Below are 18,380 nucleotides of genomic sequence, written 5' to 3'. Positions count from 1 at the left end.
GGCTTTTTAGCATGTTCTCAAAGGCTAGTAGAAGGCTTATTCTAGAGAATGGCAGAAGTTGGTGCCGAAAATTAGGAGAGAAGCGGAGAAATTGGCGATGATACGATGGAATAAATGGCTGACAATCGCGACGATCGGTTGCCTATTAACAATAGGTGGTCTGCAAGGTAGAAGCGAGGCAGCGGGGTTTAAGGATATTGGGGGACATTGGGCAGAGCAGACGATCGATCAAATGGTACAGCAGGGCTTATTGGACGGCTTTCCAGACGGGACTTTCCGACCGAATGAGACCGTTACTGCAGATCAATTTGTGAAAATTGTACTGCTAGCTTTTACAGATAAGTTCCCGAATGGGGAGCGGAAGTGGAAGACAAGCTTTTTGCAAACGCTGAGTGCGAGTAATCAAAATATATTAGGGCAGGACTACCGAGATTTCACGTTTAAGCCGAACACGGTCGGATACTGGGCGAAACCATACTTGGATCTGGCAAGTGACCTTCATTTTATTAGTAAAGGGCAATTCAGTGATTATAAGGCTTCGCTCAAGCGGGAAGATGTCGCGGAGATTTTGTACTATTTGCTGAAGGAAACGGAGTATTTGGAGGACGAAACGTATAGTCTTAGCGCGGCAGCTCATTTCGGAGATTTACAGAGCGCAACGAGCAGGCAGCAGAAGTTTATTGGAGAGTCGATGACGAAAGGGATCATGGAAGGCTATCCGAATGGCTACTTCGGGGTAGGGCAATATGTGACACGTGCCGAAGCGTTGCAAATTATTACGCGGTTGCAGACGAAATCGAAGCGCGTCAGCGTGAAAACCGATAACGAAGCTTTCATCAAAGTCGTGCCAACCAAGGATGGCAGCTACAAGAAGCTCGTTTTTCCAGATGAGCGCATGCTGCAAGCATACGAAGTGATGGAAGGGGCAGGTAAGCTGCGTGGGACGAATTACGATTTGCAAGAGACGACACTGCGTCTATTTCGGAATGCAGAGGCCAAAGCGCAATCCCTGAGCGGAGCTACGGCAGAAGTACGGGGCAGCAATGAGGCTTCTCTCTGGCTGGATCCACAGTTTGCGACCTACGGGGTCACGGTACGATTGGAGGATGGAGTGCTGGCTCGTAATACGGAAAGCATCCGCACGTTTACGGATTTCCTATTCGGATATGATGCAGATATTTTCAACCGCCAATTTACGGATGCATGCACACGTGCTGCAGCGAAAGGTGTACTTGAAACAACGACAACGCAAATCGGTAACTATTCGGTGGAAACACGACTGGAGTCAGATGGGAAGACGATTGTTTTCTCTATTATCCATTCATAAAAGACTTCGTTGTTGTAAATCTGCATAGTAACCTTAGGGCAATCGGCTGAATCAGCTGATTGTTCTTTTTTACCAAGAATTTATAAGTTTCCGATTCACGGAAGAACAAATTCTTATTGGCGATAAAAACTACATTTAAAACGCAGTCGCGCATCCTCGAAGGACTTCGATAGAAGTTTTTCTCACTACAGTCTTGCAAGTCGAAGTTGCGCTCTCACACCTTTTGGCGAGAGGCCGTTCATTTGGTATGATGACAAGTAGACTAGGTAGAAGAGGATGATAACAGATGTTTGCGAAATCAACTTACAGTGGAACAAGAGAAGAACAATATACCTTGCTGATTGGGCAAGTCCATGCATTGATACAGGATGAACCGAACCGCATTGCTAATCTGGCCAATGCATCTGCGTTACTGGGGCAGTTCCTTGAGGATATTAACTGGGTAGGATTCTACTTGGTAGATGAACAGCTTGAGAAGAAGGAGCTTGTGCTCGGACCTTTCCAGGGATTGCCGGCTTGCGTGCGGATTCCTTTCGGTAAAGGGGTGTGCGGCACGTCTGCTGAGCGCATGGAAACTGTGCTTGTTCCTGATGTCCACGCTTTCCCAGGGCATATCGCTTGTGATGCGGCTTCGCAATCGGAGATCGTGATTCCGATCATGGTGGGTGCTGAACTGGTCGGGGTGCTGGATATCGACAGCCCGAGCCTCAATCGGTTCGATGACATCGACCAGCGCTATCTGGAGCAGTTTGTGCTCAAACTCGCCGCTGCGATGTAGCAAATAGTTCAATGTCGGCATAGAGCATGAACGACGAAGAAAGAACCGCCAGCTGCTCAAGCAACTGGCGGTTCTTTTCGATCATTATGAAGGGTAGGCGTCGGTGCTGATAATAGCCGATAGAAGCTTGCGCATTGATCGCGTTCCGACTTTATCCATGATTTTCTCGATGTGTACTTTGACTGTTTTCTCACTAATAAAGCAATAATCTGCGATTTCTTTGTTGCTATACCCTCGCAAAGCGATAAGGCTAATAATTTCGGCTTCACGGGTTGTAAGGACATGTCGAGATGCAAAATGTGTAATAACAGTTGGAAGTTTGGTAGGAAGTAGATTTCTCACAAGATTCTCTTGAACAGGGGGCATGCTTAAACGACCTCAATATCTCAATAAATGTCTAGCGTATCTTTTATTGTAACAGAGTCAGCTAGGCAATAGCATGAAAGGGCGTGTCGAATTTCCAAATTTTTGTGTCACTATGCCGGATTGCAAAGCGGTGCGCTCCCTAATCCTTGCTCTGAATCACAAGCAATAAGCCTGACGAAAGTTCGATGAGACCTTCTGGCTCAAGGAGAATATTACTGATGCCAAGGGACATCCCAATTTCAAGTGTTGCTTGATGAAGGGGATATTGGAAGCCATGCAGCGTGATTCCCTTAACTTCTAGACTTAGTGGAAGCAGGGAAATGTGCGTGTACGGACCCTTCCTCACGCGAGTAGGTTGATCGATCACCATAATGAGATTATTGGCATCCATAATTGCGCAAGGAATGCCATTCGCGATGCCTTTGCGAAGCAAGTGCACATTGGCCAGGGAATGATCGAACCGTGTGCCTAATGCACCGACGAGCAGAATTTGGCTCGGATTTTGATCTAGCGCCCAATTAAAGGCCATCTCGGTATCTGTTAGATCCTTATAAATCGGATCACAGTCTATGAATTCTTGGCTAGAAGCTCGAATAAGGTCAAGCTCCTCGGTTGTGACAGAGTCGAAATCTCCCATCGAAATATGAGGGAGGTGGCCATTTTGAATGAGAAAGAGGGCCCCACGATCGGAACCAACCAGGATATCATCCGCGCGAATCTCTTCTAGCACCCAATCGCCAAGTGTGCCGCCAGTAATTATCATTATGCGTGTCATATAGGAATCCCCCAGGGAAAAATAAACCAATGTTTTCCCTTTAGTATAGCACAGAAGAGTAAAAAACCGAGAAGCCCTAGAGGCCGCTCGGTTTCTTTACCACATAAGAATTTATAAGTTTCCGATTCACGGAAGAACAAATTCTAATTGGCGATAAAAACTACATGTAAAACGCGGTCGCGCATCCTCGAAGGACTTCGATAGAAGTTTTTCTCATGCAGGACGCAACGCTTAGTGAAGCTTAGGTTCTTGCATCTACACGCTTACGCATGGGGTTAAGCTCCGACTGATCATGATCAATCTCAGCCTCATCGGCAAAGCCCTGCAGCTCATACGTACTGCGGCCAAGTACAAGATCGGCGGGGAACTCATCACCTCGTTTAAGTGTGACCTCTTGCCCAGCCTCATTGGCATAAATACCGTCGGTTTCGACCGTATCACCAGTCATGGGATCCATGGATTTGTTCTTCTTCGACATTCAACATGCCTCCTTTCCTGTTGCTTATCCTTACCATTTCCAAGGTAGCAGGAAATTATGAGGAGAATCATGTAGAATGAGAAGGTCATCATAGTTTGCACGTAGAGAGGAATGAAAGGCATGGTTTTATGGGGGACGATCGTGAATGCAGTTGCCATTATTATCGGCGGATTATTAGGCATGCTGCTGCCCCGCATCTCAGAAAGTATAAAAAGCACAGTTCTACAGGGCCTAGGACTCGCAATTACTGTGTTAGGTATTACAATGGCACTTAAATCAGATCAAATTGTGATTGTCATCATGAGCATTGTCATTGGTGGTATTCTCGGAGAGCTCATGGGGATAGAAGCGAATCTCACTAAGCTTGGCGATTGGCTGCAGACCAAGATGAGCAAGCAACCGACCTCTCATCCAGCAGCGCCAACCAGCATATCGGAAGGCTTCGTCACCTGTACACTCGTCTATTGTATCGGCGCTATGGCAATATTAGGCCCTTTGGATGGCGGGCTGCGGCATAATCACGATATCCTATACACCAAGTCGCTGCTGGACGGGTTCTTATCCATCATTTTCGCGTCAACTTTGGGGATTGGCGTTATTTTCTCTGCTGCTTCCGTGTTTGTGATGCAAGGAACCATTGCGCTGTTGGCAACCGTGATCGCCATGGCGTTCAGCCAAGCGTCGCTGGATGCCATGATTGTTCAGATTACCGCGGTGGGTGGTGTGTTGGTGATTGGTGTGGGAATGAATATTTTGCAAATAAGGAAAATCAACGTGGCCAACATGTTACCTGCACTTGTCATTGCCGCGATAGCGGTGCCTCTTCAGCAGTTCATAACGGAGTGGTTGCATCACTAGAATTATAAGGCGGAGCCGTTAAATTTGTAGCCTACGCCACGCACCGTAATGATGTAGCGGGGCTCAGCTGGATTAAGTTCAATTTTTTTGCGTAAATTGCTAATATGTACAATGAGTGTGCGTGGATCGCCCATGCTGTCCAAGCTCCAGATGAGTTCGAAGAGGTGTTCGATTTTATACACACGGTTAGGTGTCTTGGCCATGAGGGAGAGCAGGTCAAATTCTTTGGCTGAAAGTGAGATCGTCCGCCCATTGGCACGCACGAGGTGACTCACGAGATCGATTTCTAATCCAGGGAATTTAACCAATTGGGGATCATCCTGATGCTGCTCGCGAATCGAGTTCCGGCGAAGATGTGCTTTGACCCGGGCCACAAGTTGACTTGGGCTGAACGGCTTCGTCATATAATCGTCACCACCCATGCTTAGACCGAGAATGATGTCGATATCCTCACTTTTGCATGAAATAAATAGGATTGGCGTATGAATTGTTTTGCGGAGCTGACGACACACCTCTATACCATCAAGTCCCGGCAGCAAAATATCCAGAATAATGAGATCAGGCCTATGTTCCTTAACAATGTCAAACACATCATGTCCGTTATTGGCACTGATGACTTTGTAGCCTTCACGCACCAAGTAAAGTTGAATTAACTGGACAATTTCTTGCTCGTCATCAACGATTAAAATGGTTTCTCCTGCCATGCTTGAATCCCCCTCAGTGATGAAACAACTCCTAATGTAAGAAGGGTGTTTCCCTCTCTCGAATGTTACATATATTACCTACATTATAGAACGATTCTCCTAATAAATTCTATCCTTTTATTGCCAATGAGAGGGTTCTCGCATACAAAAAGATAACTTTTAGGTACAAAGTAGGCTTCGGGTCTTCGAAAATGGGGAGAAAGTCGACAACAATCGCTATTTTTCGACTTTGATCTTAATCATTCTCAAGCAAGAAATTTCGTAGTGCATGATTGAAATGAATAGGGATGCTAGAGTCATCTCCATATTCATTCATCCAGTGTGCCAAAGTGGTGAGTTGCCATTCTATTTTGTCTCTTGTCCCCAAGATCCAGTCGTCAACGTAGCCTGATAGAAGATTACGTGGGAGGTTCTCCCACACCTGAAGGATACGAGCAGCCTTCACTTCCTCATGCTGTTCACCCATGGCTTCTTTCAAGTTATGAATCAAATCGAGCAAATCGCAGCGTATATTTCCTTGAAGAGTGACATGTTCCCGGTCAATACGCAGAAACTCACTCCCTTCGGAATGCTGCTCAAGCAAGGATTTCAAATGACTCAAGCAGACACGCAAATAATTTTGTGCTTTCTTCAGTTCGTAATTGGGCCATAAATCGTCGTACATTTGCTGCCGAGTTGCATTGGGGAAGAGCAGCAAATAGAGCAGCAGTTGTTTGGCAAACCGTTTGTTCCAGCCTGTAGGAAGCTCAATGCCATTCACACAAATCCGGAACGAATGCAGAAATTGGATGTCCAATTCTTGTCTGTTCTGTAAGAGGTGTTGTCCTGATTGAATGACTTTATGCAAGGAAATAGTGGTATCTGGTATTGTGTTTGCAGTATTAATCACGATGGATGACGATGTGTCGATATGTTTAGAAACCCAATAAGCTGTCCACTTGGGTTGATCTAAGAAAATGAGGTTCGCAGCGCCAGGAATGACCTGGAAACGTCCTTGTGGAATATAACTGGCACTTATAGCAGAAAGCACAGGCGTATAAACGGGGTCCTGTTCTCCTCCCAAAAGGATAGTGGGTGTACTCAACCTCTTTAAATCAGCAATCGTATCGTTATCACCGAACAACTGCAAAAGTTTGAGGTAGTTAGCTGTAGTGATACCTTGATAGGCATGAGAAATGCGCGAACTGATCTCATCGGATTCGTGCTGAACCGTCAATGAAGGCAAGATATGCGTAATAAAACCCGTACGGTCACTGCTTAGCATAAGCTTAATTCTGTCTTCAAGCCCTTGTCTCAAATACTCGGAGGGGATAAATCCCGGCAAGGAGAGTAAACTGAGCGATTGTATGCGTAATGGGATGTGTAATGCTACTTTAACAGCGAGATTAGCCCCAAGACCATGACCGATGAGATGAACGTTGTCTAAGTGGTTTTTATCCATAAAAGCGACAAAGTGGTCGCATACAACAGGCCAAGTGAATGGGAGTGGAAGTTCATGCTCATCCCTGTGGCCCGGCAAGTCGTAGGTAATGACGTAATATGAATCATACAAATAAGGCGTTAATGTCGCCCATAGTGCGCTATTCAGCCCTAATCCATGAATAAGTATGATAGTTTGTTTAGGTCTTTCTAGTCTATTAGAAGTGGAATCGGGATCGAAAAAATCATGAATAAGACGCATGACAAACTCCTTAATGTGTCTAAAGTGCTAACGTGTAATGTTATTGTAATTCCTTGTTTAGTAAGATGGAAGTCGAAATACTAGAAATTTTGTTAAATTATGTATAGGGAAGGGTTGGCGGGAAATGAGTAAAAAGGCGTCATTGCGTTGGTTACAGCTTGCACTTGCCATTATATTGTTGTTTGGCGCAAGTATACCAGCGTTCGCAGAGGTTCAGGAAGTCAATGGTGTGATTGCCCAGGTCGAGACTGACACGGGAGCACCTATGCAAGCTGGAGAGGTGAATCTCTATGCATACGTGCACTATTCTTCAAATGGGGAACAGCAGTATTAAACGAAAGAGGCGTTTACAACCAAGGTTCGTAACGGGGAGTTCTTCATTCCCAATACGTTCATTTTACAAGGGAAGCAATATGATCTTCAAGTAAGAGGAACATCTTCCACTGGTGAAAGTATTGTTTACCACTATAGCTTTATAGGTGGAGATATAAGCAACCTCACTTTCGGCAAAGACCAATTAAAGAAACTAACATTTACACATAGTAAGGTAGCAACAGGTAATTTGATACTGATGCCTACAGATATTTATGGCAAGTCAGATAAAGTATCCTACCCGATGTACAACAGTTCATTCAATGGGGAAGGTAAAGCGACAGCATGGGTAGCTTCCAACGTAGCATTTAAGGCATATGCTTCTCTTGTGACACAAGGTTATGCAGAAACGTATTTGTTAGAGACAAGCATTCCTGCCGATGTGCAAAGCGGGCAATCCTTCTCTTTCGGCGGTGAGACGGCCAAGGTTACACCACCGACAGGTTATGATAACTCAGGGGTATCACTTGGATTGCAAAACATTGGATCAAACTTTCAGGCTCAAGTAGGCTATGTTAGCAAAGGCATGTTAGGCAGCGTAAATTTCAGTGTAGTAAAAGATAATACGAGATATATTTTTTCAAGAGGCGAGATGTCTTTTACTGAAGACATGACGCTACAACTAGATAGAACATTTAAAGGGACGGTATCCTATGTAAACAGCAATGGAAATAACAATTACTATACATATGCTTATTACTTGGACAAATACAATAACCAATTGCAATTCGTAGATACCGTATCAACAGGTGCTTCCAGCATATCTCTGCAAGATAACGGACTATGGAATGAGACGTTAGGTGCGAACGGAACACCAGTCAGGTCTTCGCTCAACAGCGCAGGGACTGGTATCGATCCAAATGGCGGCGTACAAGCGCTTGCTTGGAATGACCCCGTATTGGAGTATCAGCTATTTCAGAATAACACAATTGTGAAAACCATCTCAGCGATAAGTCAAAACTTTAATCAGATTCAAATCAATAATGTTTCACAAGGCGCATATCGTCTTAAGTTGAATAGGCAGGTGTTTCCTGTCAATGTCGTGTCTTTATCCTTGGATCAGACCATTCAGATTGGACAAAACGTCAGCGCAAAGTCGATTGGTGTTCAATTACCTTCTGGTTATTCAAGCAGTATTTTAAGTAGAGCGGCAATTTTTGAACTCGACGGTACTCGTGTGACAGCTACTAACACAATGTCTGGCGGCAGTCTTGAATTTTACAAAGAATTTACTCCTACACGTCAATACCGAATAATGGCTGCATTTCTAATTTCGAGTACGACAGGGAGTCCAACTGCCAGTTATCTGGTAGACCAAACTTTCTCAGGCGAACAAATGCAGAGTCTACAAACGCTGCCGCTGCAAAGCGGACTTGTTCGGACGGTATTCCCTCTGGACGGAACATCGATTACTAAAATGGCAAATGCAAATGTGGTAGTATCTCTACCTATACCAACCTCGAATGACGAAGTATCCTTCTCAGTTCCAGGTACATTGTTAAGTCCGCCAATTACGTTGGATGTATCGCTTGTTGGTACAGATGGTTCAACAAATGCGTATCACTACAATAAGTCGGTTACCATTCCGGCACAAGTGGAGAATGTCGTAAGTTTTGCAGAGTTGGCAAACAGCCTCATTCCAGTGGAATTGAAGAATGGTCAAACAACTGTCCCTTTCGAAATGGTCAGTGTGTTGAAATCCAATTATTCTTATACATCTAGCGTGCCATCCAGCAGTATAACGGAAGAGAACAAGTTAACGAAATTGTATACGACACCAGGGGAATTTCGCTTTCAGTTTTCCCAGATTAAAAAAGCGGACTATGAAACGCCGTGGCGCTATATATGGAGTGCGGAACGGAAAGTTTATTCACAAGCTACTAGCTTGAGCTTTAATGATGATATTCAAGGCGTTTTCGGTCCAATCCAGGCGTATGACTATACGAATCCTGATCGGACGTTGCTTTACACATCGGCCATCATCAAAGGTGGCGACTTGAGTCTTAATCAAGTATTCGTGAAGCAAGGCAAGAAAGATCAAACGTTTAGCAACGCAATTGTGGGGAAAGGTCCTTATGATGATGGAGGGTACGCTTACTATAATTCCGTCCCTGGGACGCTTACCGTCAAAGATGAGAGCGGCAATGTTGTGATGAAATCGGATTCTTCTAATTCAGATTCGGTTTATGCAGAAGTTCCTGACAAAAACGGCAATTATCTATTAACCTACCAATTACCAATTGGACCTGGGCAAGAAATTTCATTTTCTCAGTCTTACACGACAGGAGATCCGAATGCTCCTCCAGGCAAGCCGGAACCGAAAGCAACTTTCGCGGGTCAAGGACTTAAGTTGACTTGGGAAGCTGTTTCTGGAGCATCGTATTACGATATTTATGCGGCAGAGCAAGGGCAAGCTTTGATCAAAATAAAAGGCAATGTTACGGGCACAACCTTCACGTATGCAGAGGCTCAACCTGGCAAGATCTATGATCTTAAGGTTGTTGCAGTAAATGGTAAGGGCATCAGCACGGAATCCAGCATTATTCATTTCACTGTTCCAGCATTTGCTGTGTCACAGCTGGATGTGAAAGCATCCACAGTTCAAAGTTCAGCAGGACTTCTCAAAATTGGCAGCCAATTGCCTATCGAACTGACCGGATCTATCGGAGAAGGAATTAGCGCGAAAGCGGTGGTTTCGTTCAAGAAAACCGGTACGGAAACTTACACGGAGGAGGTCGTTCTGACTCCTGGGCAAGGCAAGTATATAGGAACATTTGAGATTAAAGAGGGTGTAACCGAGGTTGTTTCGGTTAAAGCTTATTTGACGAGAGACGGAACGAACTCGGATGAGAAGAAAGTAGAGTTAAACAAGAAAGTTGGCGCAACGCTGGCAGGTACCATTAAGCAGCGCGATGTAGCCGTCACAAACAAACCAGCCATAGAATTTATCATTGGTGGCCAGTACTTGAGAGTAAAAGCGGATGATAGCGGGAACTTTACGGCAGAGGGTGTGCCGGGTGGTTCTGTTAAAATCAATGTGATTGGCATAGATCAAGATCGCTACTTAGATGTGGTTCAGGGAATTACAACAGAGCTTGGTGTTAAACAGACAGGTCTTATTGTTAAATTACCAGTGCTGCAGAACGTGAAGCTTCGTTTGGTAGAACAAGGAACGCAGGTGCCTGTAGCGAGAGCGCTGCACGTTTCGATCACAGGTTCTGTTAACAAAGAAGGGTATATCGGACAAGATGGTTATTTCGTGACCTACTCTGGTGAGTCGGAGCTTAAGCGATTAAAGCCAGGTAGCTACAACATTTCCATTACAGGCGATAGTTTATATGAAAAAAAGGAAACAACATTTAACGTAGATGATGTTTCCAATTACATGACGAATCCGGTAACGATCTCAGTTGCCAAAAAAATTAAAGAAATAGCCAATGTGACGTTAAAGCTCTTCATGCCAGAGGGAGCTGAAACGAGTCAGTTGGAATCTTATTATCTGTCCAGTTACACAGCAGCGCAGTCATTCGGTTGGGAGTCAGGCTATCTCTACGGCTACAATCAATCGATGACTGTATCCGAACGTGTCTATATACCGAATCCGGTGCTTGTGCTGGGTGGTGCAGATCCAACGGTTACTCAAAAAGTATACGGATATTATGGCACGCTAACGCTTCCAGGGATTGCGGCTGCAAATGACTACACACTTAACGTATCCGTACCTGGTCTGCAACCTGTGAACAAGTCGCAAGTAACTGTTACTACAGGGAATTCGACGTTAGAAGTCGCGCTTCAGCCTTCGGTTGTGTATACCGGCCGGATCGTAGATGAAGCTGGCCGTCCAGTAGGAGGGGCAGATGTCTCTGCGTATGCAGGATCTTCCTACGCGTATGCGCGTACGGATGCAGATGGCGCCTACAGATTAGATCGATTGGGTGAAACGAATCAAATTCAGATCACGGTGCATGCTGTTGGTTTTACGGATAATATGGCAATGCAACAGGTTACTGATCATCAAATTCCGGTGATTACGCTGGAAAATGATCAATTCATACACGGCAAAGTTGTTGATAAAGACAATCATCCGTTGAAATATGTGAGTGTATATGCAAGCAACAGCAAGAACAGCGGATGGGCAAGAACAGATGCCGATGGTTATTTCAAAATCCGTGGATTGTCTGCAGGAACCTATAACTTTAATGCGTCTTTGTATGGTTATCCAAGCTATGAGAATAGTCTCACAACTAGCGCAGATCAACGAACCATCGTTCTACAGTCTCAAGGTGGACACTTCTTCGGAGAAGGGAATAGCTTCGCTCCCTCTGTGGCTACCGTTGTTTTAGGGAAAGATTTTAGCTACAGTTTGAAATATAAAAATAATAGTACGACTCCATCCAACAGCACAGTATGGCATATTGAACTGCCATCCAAAGTGAAGTTGGTCAATGGTTCTGTTGAATTGAATGGCAAAACAGTAAATGCAACGGCTGTAAACGACCTCCTTCAAGTTCCAGTGGGAGATGTTGTTGCAGGAGGAAGCGGTGAAATTAAATTTAAGGCTCTCGTCGAGCAAGCGGATGAAGCTGCGATTCGGACAACTGCTTACCCAGTCGTTAACGGGAACAAAGAAGCGCCAACACAGATCGCTACTTCGAATGTCTTGTATGTGACTTTGAATGCACCGGCAGTAACCGGGGATAAGAAGATCAAAGTCTATGGGTCGACGAAGCCAGGTTCCACAGTGGAAATTTTTGCAGGTTCCATAAGTTTGGGACGTGTGACTGCAGAAGGTCGCTGGTGGTATGCGGATGTAGTATTGCCAGTAGCCGCTGGTGCGGATGAAGCTGAGCTTCGACTGACTGCGCAAGTTGTAGAAAATAATCAAAGCCAATCTTCGGAAGCTGTGAACGTGAAGTATAAGTCTGGCGTACCGGGGATTGATGAAGCTAGAATTACAGCTGGTTGGAACGTAGATGTGAAGTTGAATCCGAAAGTTTCGGTAGCTACATTTGCAATTACGGAGAAAACGCCGATTTCAACAAAAGTTGTATTTAAAGAAGCTGTCAAAGAGGCGTCCATTTCCTTTATTGGAAGCACGTATCCGTTGACTAAAGCCAGTGACGGGAAAACCTTTACAGGCGAAGTACCTTATGGATGGAGCTCATATGGTGAGCAAATGCTTACGCTCACTTATGAAAAGGATGGGATAAGTGTTACTGTACCACTGATGGAAGTTATCGTTCTCATCGATCCATCTGGTTATGTATTTGAAGGCAGTATGGATAACCGCGTGTCTGGTGTGACAGCTGTCGTACAACAGCAAAATAACACGCAATGGAGCAGCTGGGATGCTGACAATTATGGTCAAATCAACCCGCAAACCACGGATGTGGAAGGTCGCTACGGTTGGGATGTCATGCAAGGCAATTGGCGTGTGTTATTTAGCAAAGAAGGCTACGAAGACTATACTTCCCGTACAGTAGTTGTGCCTCCAGCGGAAACACAGTTGAATGTACCGCTCGTTCGTACAACAACGCCAGAGATTGCATCCATCACACCTGCGAACAATGCGCAAGATGTCAATGTAAGCTCGAATGTGGATATCGTCTTTGACCGCCCAATGGATGAAACAAGCATGAACGGGGATGTTATTCAGCTTGTGAAGGTTGAGGGAGAGCAAGAGACAGCGGTTGATGTTACATTTGAGTACCAGCACATGAAGGGGTACAAAGAAGACCTATCATTGCGAGATGCCCAGCTGCTGGATGGCAACAACCAGAGTGGTTGGTTTATCGAAGATGACTCCAAGAAATTAAGCAAGAAGCTGACGCTGAAACCGCGGACTGCTCTTGCAGCAGGTTCGACGTATAAAGTTATAATAAAAGGCAATTTGCTTGACTATAGCGGCAGCAACGTACTTGTGGCTGACACAAGCTATATTTTTAAGACAGAAACTTCCAAAACACCGATTATAACTAGCGGTGGTGGCGGCGGCGGTGGCAGCTCTGCTGCTTCGAATGAACTGGACTTGGATTTCGTTACGTTATCCAAATCCATGGCGAATAATGAAGTGAAGGTAACTCTAACTGACAAACAAGACACGCTTCTCGTTAAAGGGAATGTATGGAAAGCGATTCAATCCAAAGGCTACATTGTGAAGCTGCAGCATAAAGATGCTGAGGTTAAGATTCCAGCCAATGCGTTTGCTTTAAAAGACGACGAGACTTTGGAACTTGTATTGCAACCGAGCAAAGTGACGTATCCTGTCGGGTATACAGCTTCAAGCCAAACGCTTCAAGTTAGCGTGGGTAAGAAGAAGAACGGTAAAAAAGAAGAGCTTACAGCTGCTGAGCCATTGATCTTGAGGCCTTCAGCAACGCCTACGAATGAACCTGAGTTACTAGGCGCATACGAATTTGTTAATGGTACGCCAAATTACCTTGGTAGAGAAATCAATGTATCCATCTCTGCATCTGGAACATTTGGATTGGCTGCATTCGAACGCAAATTTACAGATGTGGCTAGTCACTGGGCAATTCAAGATATTCGATATTTAGTGTCTCATCACATCGTAGATGGTATCACGGATACGGAATTTGATCCTGCAGGTACAACGACACGTGGGCAAATTGCCAAATTGTTTGCACAAATGCTGCAATTAAAGAATTCAGATACAGCGTCTTCCTTCGCAGATGTGTCAGCAGATGCTTGGTACGCGGATGCCGTAGCTGCTGTAGAGAAAGCAGGTATCTTCCAAGGCGCAGATGGACAATTCCGTCCTGATGCGGCAATCAGCCGACAAGAGCTGGCTGTTGTGATTTCACGTTTGGTGAAACAGGCCGATCAGGCGGTAAATAAATCATTCGCGGATCAAGCTCAGATTGCCGATTGGGCAACCGCAGGAGTGAACGCTGCTGTTAAGTTGGGTATTATCCAAGGGGATGAAGCAGGCAAGTTCCTGCCGCAAGCTAATGCAACCCGCGCAGAGGCAGCAGCTATGATTCATCGTTTAATTCAAGCTTTAGACAAAGAGTAAATAGGAAGAACTGGCGGTGAGTAACCGTTAGAAGACCAGTTTTATCGACCTTTACGGCAGCGTGGAATCACGCGGCTGTAAAGGTTTTTTGGCGTATCCCCAGTATTTACTCGTAGCGATTTTGGTAGTTTTCTAGGATGATAGATGGATCCAAACGAATCGAATAGGGGATGAGACAAGATGAAATCCAAACGTGGATGGCGAAGGCTTGTTGTGGCCCTAGTCGTCGTCGGTGCGATGTGTCAAGTAAGTTTCGTGTACAAGAATGAGGTTTATGCAGGGTCTGCAGCGGCGCAGGGGAAGTTCAATATGTCCTACTTATTCAGTGGAGCTCCTAGCACCTATACGTCACAAGTGAATAAGAGCGGAGATACCTTAGACGTAGTGTCGCCGAGTTATTATCATATAAAAGAAGATGGTCGTTTAGAAGTCACAGATCTGCAGGCTTCCTTCATAACAGAGATGCACAGGCAAGGGAAGAGAGTTGTCCCATTTCTAAGTAACGATTTCGACAAGACGATTGGTGAAAAAGCGATTGATGAACGAGAAACGCTGGTTAGAGAGCTTGTTGCAAGTATCAAGGCCAATCAGCTGGATGGCATCCAGTTGGATATTGAGAATGTCGGTGCAGCATACCGCGATAAGTATACCGATTTTGTTAAAAGGCTTCGCGCGGAGCTGCCAGGTACAATGGAAGTTTCTGTTGCAGTCGCCGCGAATCCAACAGGTTCTACGACGAACTGGATTGGTCTGTATGACTATAAAGCATTGGCAGCGGTCAGTGATTATCTGATGGTTATGACCTATGATGAGAGCTATCCTGGCGATCCTACGCCGGGTCCTGTTGCTAGTTTGCCCTTTGTCGAAAAATCGATTCAATATGCGCTGTCTCAAGCGCCTGCGAATAAAATCGTACTGGGCCTCCCGTTATATGGCCGCTATTGGAACCAAGACCCTGCATCCAATGGGGCAGGAATCGCTGCCAGAAGCGTTCAGAAGTTGGTAGATCAATATAAAGGGACAATTCGTTATGATGCAGCAAGCCAGTCGCCTGTAGCAACCTTCACGATTCAATCAACGGATGTGAAAGCAACGGTGAACGGTAAAGAACTAGCAGCCGGTACTTACACGGTTTGGTTCGATAACGAGCAATCTATGAAAGCTAAGCTGAAGCTAGTAGGGAAATATCAGCTGAAAGGGACTGGCAGCTGGAGCTTAAATCAAGAAGCTGATAATACGTGGAGCTATTATCAATTATGGGCGGATGGCTTTTACTTCACGGATGTGCAAAAGCACTGGGCGCAGGCCGATGTTCTGAACGCCGCGAATCGCGGCTGGATGCTCGGCGTAGCCGCAGACCAGTTCGCGCCTGACGCGGCGCTCACAAGAGCAGAAGCCGCGACGATTATCGTGCGCGCGCTTGGATTAGAGCGCGCGGCGGCCGCTGGCGCCGCGTTCAAGGATGTACCTGCGACCCACTGGGCGTCGCAGGAGATCGGGATCGCGCAGCAGAACGGGCTGATGCAAGGCATCAGCGACAATCGCTTCGCGCCCGATCAGAGCATGACGCGGGAGCAGATGAGTGTGCTGCTCTCCCGCGCTCTCAAGCTGACCACGACCGCTAGCGGCGTGGTGAAGAAGTTCACGGACGTGCCAGCGGACAGCTGGTCGGCAGAGGCCATTGCTGCGATGAGCAGCAGGGGCCTTGTCGATGGCTTCGAGGGCGGCACGTTCCGCCCGCTCGCGTCCTTGACGCGAGCGCAGATGGCTGCGCTGCTGAGCCGCGCGCAGCCGCTGCTCACGCAGTAGTAGAAGAGGGTCCCAAGCCATGTGTGTGGCGAGGGACCCTCTTTGTGCAATAGTGGACGACGAATCAGCTTGATCGCATCATGTCGTGTCGTGTCGTGTCGTGTCGTGAGTATGCAAAAGTGCTCCCGAGTTACGTTGGTTTAGATTGCTGCTGTTGGGTGACGAACACCATACTTGGCGGTTTGTTCTCAGCATTTTCTGTCGGCATCGGTGGGATATCGCCAAGCGTATCATCTGTCCCTGTATGCACGTACGTCGTTTGTCCCTTAGGACCGGGTTTATTCGTCACGAATTGACGAATGTTTTTGATGCGGGTTTCGGCGGTCGTAACACGATTGCTGCCAATTTGAAAAAGAGAAGATGCCGCGACTCCGAGAAGGCGGATGTTACGAACCGTTATATAACTCCCTAAGTTATCCACACACATTGTGAAGGGTTCGGGAGGCTGCGGGATCGGAAAAGGCCGTTGGTAGAAAGGGTAAGCCGCAAAGCTGCCCTCATTCCCATAATAGATAGGCACTTCACGCTGGACAGCAAAAACTCGGTTCTGCAGCGCTGTATACACATTATCCCCCGCATGCATCGTGCTTGATGAGGCTATGCTATTGATATAGATGTTGCCAACAATCGATAGTCGTACCATCGTTATTCCTCCGAAGGAAGTGGAACGAAAGGGGCTATGATGACCGATTCCGGAGGTGTGTCGAACATCGAAGATAAGGAGATAACCTCTGTATCCCCAATCAGGAAAACAGACGCACTGGATACCCCAACGATACGGATATCGCCAACGCAGATTTGTTTGTTTTGTACATGTAAATTAAACATCTTTAACCCTTCTCTCCGTTAAGATAGGTGATCTAGGTGCAAGTATTTATTTCGGCAGACTGGATATGTAAGTCTCAATCGCGGTAAGGATGTCTTGCTTTGTTTTGTCCATAATATTATTGGTTACAGCTTCCAAGGGTTCTTTGAACCCAACGCCGCGGTATTGATTTACATAATGCTGAATCCGAGTATCCAGTTGCTTGCGAATATCTTCGATAATCAAATCTTTGTAATCTTCATCGAGCGGATGCTGATATTTATGTTCAAGGTTGTTAATATCGCCCTGTACGCCAAACCGTAAATACTGTTCAATGCCGCTAGCAACATCTGCTTGAATGTCCCTGCCTTGCTTTGCAGCTTCTCCACGCACTGCCTCTTGATCCGCTCCGATCCCGCCGTTTGGCCCTGTCCCCTGATATTGCCCGCCTTGGTAAAAAGGATTCATATCCATAGCTCCCATGCCGCCGCCTGTATTCTCTTTGTTCAAGGAATTACCGTTCACGCTGAGATCCTCAATTTGATCTATTGCGCTAGGACTGATTCCGATGGTGAGCGTCCCGTCTAACTTTTCGACCTTGAGCTGGTCAAAATTATATTCTATTTTATCAATATGGATGCGCTTCTCATCCTTCATTGTTTTCAGATCCGCCTGCAGCTTATTGACAGTTTGTTCTAACTTGTCGATGCGCTGTTTTTGCATTTCGACATAGGTGCACAGTTGTTGGGCCCATTGCTGCCACGTGATCGTGTTAGTCATTTGGCATAGCCCTCCTTTCGGATTGCTCAGATCGGCTAAGGGAACAGGACAGCTTCTTAGTCTGGCTAATCTTGAGGCGCGTCATAATAAGCCTCGTTAGTATCATGTCGCAGGTGGTAAAGGAACAAGCGATACAGGGTTAACCTCGCTCGTTCCGAGCTCAGGAGCAGGCTCTACGAAGCCGCCCGTATTGTATAGGTTAGACAAGGAACGAATCGATCCCGCTGTGCCAATTTGGAGAACGGATGAGTTGGCGACAGAGTTTACTTTTAGCTGCTGAATCATGATGGTTTGATGGATGGTCCAGTTCATAATTCGTGGAACACCTCGCTCTAGGCTGACGATTGTCAGAGGATATTGCCGCTCGCGTTCGCATCAATAAAGTCCGAATCATTGGTGACTGTCGTGCTGTACGTATTATAGACACGCGGGAAATCCCCTGTGTTAAATGAACCTGCCCCGGCAAAAGTCTTGGAGGAGCTAGTGGGTGAAATAATAAAGGAATCGCCGAAATGAACGACAGAACTGGAGCCGACACTAATGATTTTTACATTCCCGACGATAGCAGGCATAATCCGATCCCCCTTGCGTTATCACACCTACAGTATATG

Annotated in this window: 16 protein-coding genes; 6 read left to right on the top strand and 10 right to left on the bottom strand. The window is 46.0% G+C overall.

Annotated elements, in window-relative coordinates; genetic code table 11:
• Positions 1 to 97 precede the first annotated feature (97 nt).
• Together ASG89_RS14260 and ASG89_RS14255 are read left to right on the top strand one after the other, a co-directional pair.
• Entirely contained in the window at positions 98 to 1,327 is a 1,230-nt protein-coding gene (locus ASG89_RS14260; RefSeq protein ID WP_157276660.1) for an S-layer homology domain-containing protein, read from the top strand.
• A gap of 286 nt (positions 1,328 to 1,613) precedes the next feature.
• Positions 1,614 to 2,105 (top strand): GAF domain-containing protein, encoded by a 492-nt coding sequence (locus ASG89_RS14255; RefSeq protein ID WP_057311379.1) that lies wholly within the window; start codon positions 1,614 to 1,616, stop codon positions 2,103 to 2,105.
• 84 nt (positions 2,106 to 2,189) lie between these two features.
• Here ASG89_RS14255 and ASG89_RS14250 read toward each other — a convergent pair whose 3' ends face one another.
• The 3 genes from ASG89_RS14250 to ASG89_RS14240 all read right to left on the bottom strand — a co-directional run bounded on the left by ASG89_RS14250 (position 2,190) and on the right by ASG89_RS14240 (position 3,724).
• A complete protein-coding gene (locus tag ASG89_RS14250) occupies positions 2,190 to 2,447 on the bottom strand; it encodes a response regulator transcription factor (RefSeq protein ID WP_200963482.1) in 258 nt (85 codons plus the stop codon).
• Between the two features lie 163 nt (positions 2,448 to 2,610).
• Positions 2,611 to 3,246 carry a thiamine diphosphokinase gene (locus tag ASG89_RS14245; protein WP_057311377.1) on the bottom strand — a complete coding sequence of 212 codons (636 nt, stop codon included), beginning with the start codon at positions 3,244 to 3,246 and terminating at the stop codon, positions 2,611 to 2,613.
• Positions 3,247 to 3,487: 241 nt separating this feature from the next.
• On the bottom strand, positions 3,488 to 3,724 hold the full coding sequence (locus ASG89_RS14240) for a hypothetical protein (RefSeq protein WP_057311376.1): 237 nt from the start codon (positions 3,722 to 3,724) through the stop codon (positions 3,488 to 3,490).
• Between the two features lie 120 nt (positions 3,725 to 3,844).
• On the opposite strand from ASG89_RS14240, the gene ASG89_RS14235 reads away from it, so the two are divergent.
• The gene (locus ASG89_RS14235) at positions 3,845 to 4,582 is read left to right on the top strand and encodes a DUF554 domain-containing protein (RefSeq protein WP_057311375.1); all 738 of its coding nucleotides are present in this window, start codon (positions 3,845 to 3,847) and stop codon (positions 4,580 to 4,582) included.
• A 2-nt stretch (positions 4,583 to 4,584) separates the two neighbouring features.
• Here ASG89_RS14235 and ASG89_RS14230 read toward each other — a convergent pair whose 3' ends face one another.
• Positions 4,585 to 5,286 (bottom strand): response regulator transcription factor, encoded by a 702-nt coding sequence (locus ASG89_RS14230; RefSeq protein WP_057311374.1) that lies wholly within the window; start codon positions 5,284 to 5,286, stop codon positions 4,585 to 4,587.
• Positions 5,287 to 5,521: 235 nt separating this feature from the next.
• The gene (locus ASG89_RS14225; RefSeq protein WP_057311373.1) at positions 5,522 to 6,967 is read right to left on the bottom strand and encodes an alpha/beta fold hydrolase; all 1,446 of its coding nucleotides are present in this window, start codon (positions 6,965 to 6,967) and stop codon (positions 5,522 to 5,524) included.
• A gap of 124 nt (positions 6,968 to 7,091) precedes the next feature.
• On the opposite strand from ASG89_RS14225, the gene ASG89_RS14220 reads away from it, so the two are divergent.
• From ASG89_RS14220 to ASG89_RS14210, 3 genes are all read left to right on the top strand, one after another.
• Positions 7,092 to 7,301 carry a hypothetical protein gene (locus ASG89_RS14220; RefSeq protein ID WP_057311372.1) on the top strand — a complete coding sequence of 70 codons (210 nt, stop codon included), beginning with the start codon at positions 7,092 to 7,094 and terminating at the stop codon, positions 7,299 to 7,301.
• Between the two features lie 237 nt (positions 7,302 to 7,538).
• Positions 7,539 to 14,375 (top strand): S-layer homology domain-containing protein, encoded by a 6,837-nt coding sequence (locus tag ASG89_RS14215; protein ID WP_057311371.1) that lies wholly within the window; start codon positions 7,539 to 7,541, stop codon positions 14,373 to 14,375.
• A gap of 180 nt (positions 14,376 to 14,555) precedes the next feature.
• Positions 14,556 to 16,184 (top strand): S-layer homology domain-containing protein, encoded by a 1,629-nt coding sequence (locus tag ASG89_RS14210; protein WP_057311370.1) that lies wholly within the window; start codon positions 14,556 to 14,558, stop codon positions 16,182 to 16,184.
• 130 nt (positions 16,185 to 16,314) lie between these two features.
• Here the strand turns inward: ASG89_RS14210 and ASG89_RS14205 are convergent, their stop codons facing one another.
• From ASG89_RS14205 to ASG89_RS14185, 5 genes are all read right to left on the bottom strand, one after another.
• A complete protein-coding gene (locus ASG89_RS14205; RefSeq protein ID WP_057311369.1) occupies positions 16,315 to 16,827 on the bottom strand; it encodes a spore germination protein GerPE in 513 nt (170 codons plus the stop codon).
• A gap of 2 nt (positions 16,828 to 16,829) precedes the next feature.
• Positions 16,830 to 17,012, bottom strand: coding sequence for a hypothetical protein (locus ASG89_RS14200; RefSeq protein ID WP_057311368.1), 183 nt, complete (start codon positions 17,010 to 17,012; stop codon positions 16,830 to 16,832).
• A 46-nt stretch (positions 17,013 to 17,058) separates the two neighbouring features.
• Positions 17,059 to 17,769, bottom strand: coding sequence for a spore germination protein GerPC (gene gerPC, locus ASG89_RS14195; protein WP_057311367.1), 711 nt, complete (start codon positions 17,767 to 17,769; stop codon positions 17,059 to 17,061).
• Between the two features lie 102 nt (positions 17,770 to 17,871).
• Entirely contained in the window at positions 17,872 to 18,081 is a 210-nt protein-coding gene (locus ASG89_RS14190) for a spore germination protein GerPB (protein WP_057311366.1), read from the bottom strand.
• A gap of 35 nt (positions 18,082 to 18,116) precedes the next feature.
• Positions 18,117 to 18,341, bottom strand: coding sequence for a spore germination protein (locus tag ASG89_RS14185; RefSeq protein ID WP_056610720.1), 225 nt, complete (start codon positions 18,339 to 18,341; stop codon positions 18,117 to 18,119).
• Positions 18,342 to 18,380 lie beyond the last annotated feature (39 nt).

Origin of the sequence: Paenibacillus sp. Soil766 (assembly GCF_001428105.1) — a bacterium.
Lineage (GTDB): Bacteria > Bacillota > Bacilli > Paenibacillales > NBRC-103111 > Paenibacillus_E.
The sequence above is the reverse complement of the archived record's forward strand: the minus strand, read 5'-3'. Positions and strand labels throughout refer to the sequence as shown.

Excerpts from the sequence above, each read along its gene's own strand:
- ASG89_RS14260 (WP_157276660.1), top strand. The coding sequence starts at position 98 with ATGATACGATGGAATAAATGGCTGACAATCGCGACGATCGGTTGCCTA.
- ASG89_RS14255 (WP_057311379.1), top strand. The coding sequence starts at position 1,614 with ATGTTTGCGAAATCAACTTACAGTGGAACAAGAGAAGAACAATATACC.
- ASG89_RS14245 (WP_057311377.1), bottom strand. The coding sequence starts at position 3,246 with ATGACACGCATAATGATAATTACTGGCGGCACACTTGGCGATTGGGTG.
- ASG89_RS14240 (WP_057311376.1), bottom strand. The coding sequence starts at position 3,724 with ATGTCGAAGAAGAACAAATCCATGGATCCCATGACTGGTGATACGGTC.
- ASG89_RS14235 (WP_057311375.1), top strand. The coding sequence starts at position 3,845 with ATGGTTTTATGGGGGACGATCGTGAATGCAGTTGCCATTATTATCGGC.
- ASG89_RS14230 (WP_057311374.1), bottom strand. The coding sequence starts at position 5,286 with ATGGCAGGAGAAACCATTTTAATCGTTGATGACGAGCAAGAAATTGTC.
- ASG89_RS14225 (WP_057311373.1), bottom strand. The coding sequence starts at position 6,967 with ATGCGTCTTATTCATGATTTTTTCGATCCCGATTCCACTTCTAATAGA.
- ASG89_RS14220 (WP_057311372.1), top strand. The coding sequence starts at position 7,092 with ATGAGTAAAAAGGCGTCATTGCGTTGGTTACAGCTTGCACTTGCCATT.
- ASG89_RS14215 (WP_057311371.1), top strand. The coding sequence starts at position 7,539 with ATGCCTACAGATATTTATGGCAAGTCAGATAAAGTATCCTACCCGATG.
- ASG89_RS14210 (WP_057311370.1), top strand. The coding sequence starts at position 14,556 with ATGAAATCCAAACGTGGATGGCGAAGGCTTGTTGTGGCCCTAGTCGTC.
- ASG89_RS14205 (WP_057311369.1), bottom strand. The coding sequence starts at position 16,827 with ATGGTACGACTATCGATTGTTGGCAACATCTATATCAATAGCATAGCC.
- ASG89_RS14200 (WP_057311368.1), bottom strand. The coding sequence starts at position 17,012 with ATGTTTAATTTACATGTACAAAACAAACAAATCTGCGTTGGCGATATC.
- gerPC (WP_057311367.1), bottom strand. The coding sequence starts at position 17,769 with ATGACTAACACGATCACGTGGCAGCAATGGGCCCAACAACTGTGCACC.
- ASG89_RS14190 (WP_057311366.1), bottom strand. The coding sequence starts at position 18,081 with ATGAACTGGACCATCCATCAAACCATCATGATTCAGCAGCTAAAAGTA.
- ASG89_RS14185 (WP_056610720.1), bottom strand. The coding sequence starts at position 18,341 with ATGCCTGCTATCGTCGGGAATGTAAAAATCATTAGTGTCGGCTCCAGT.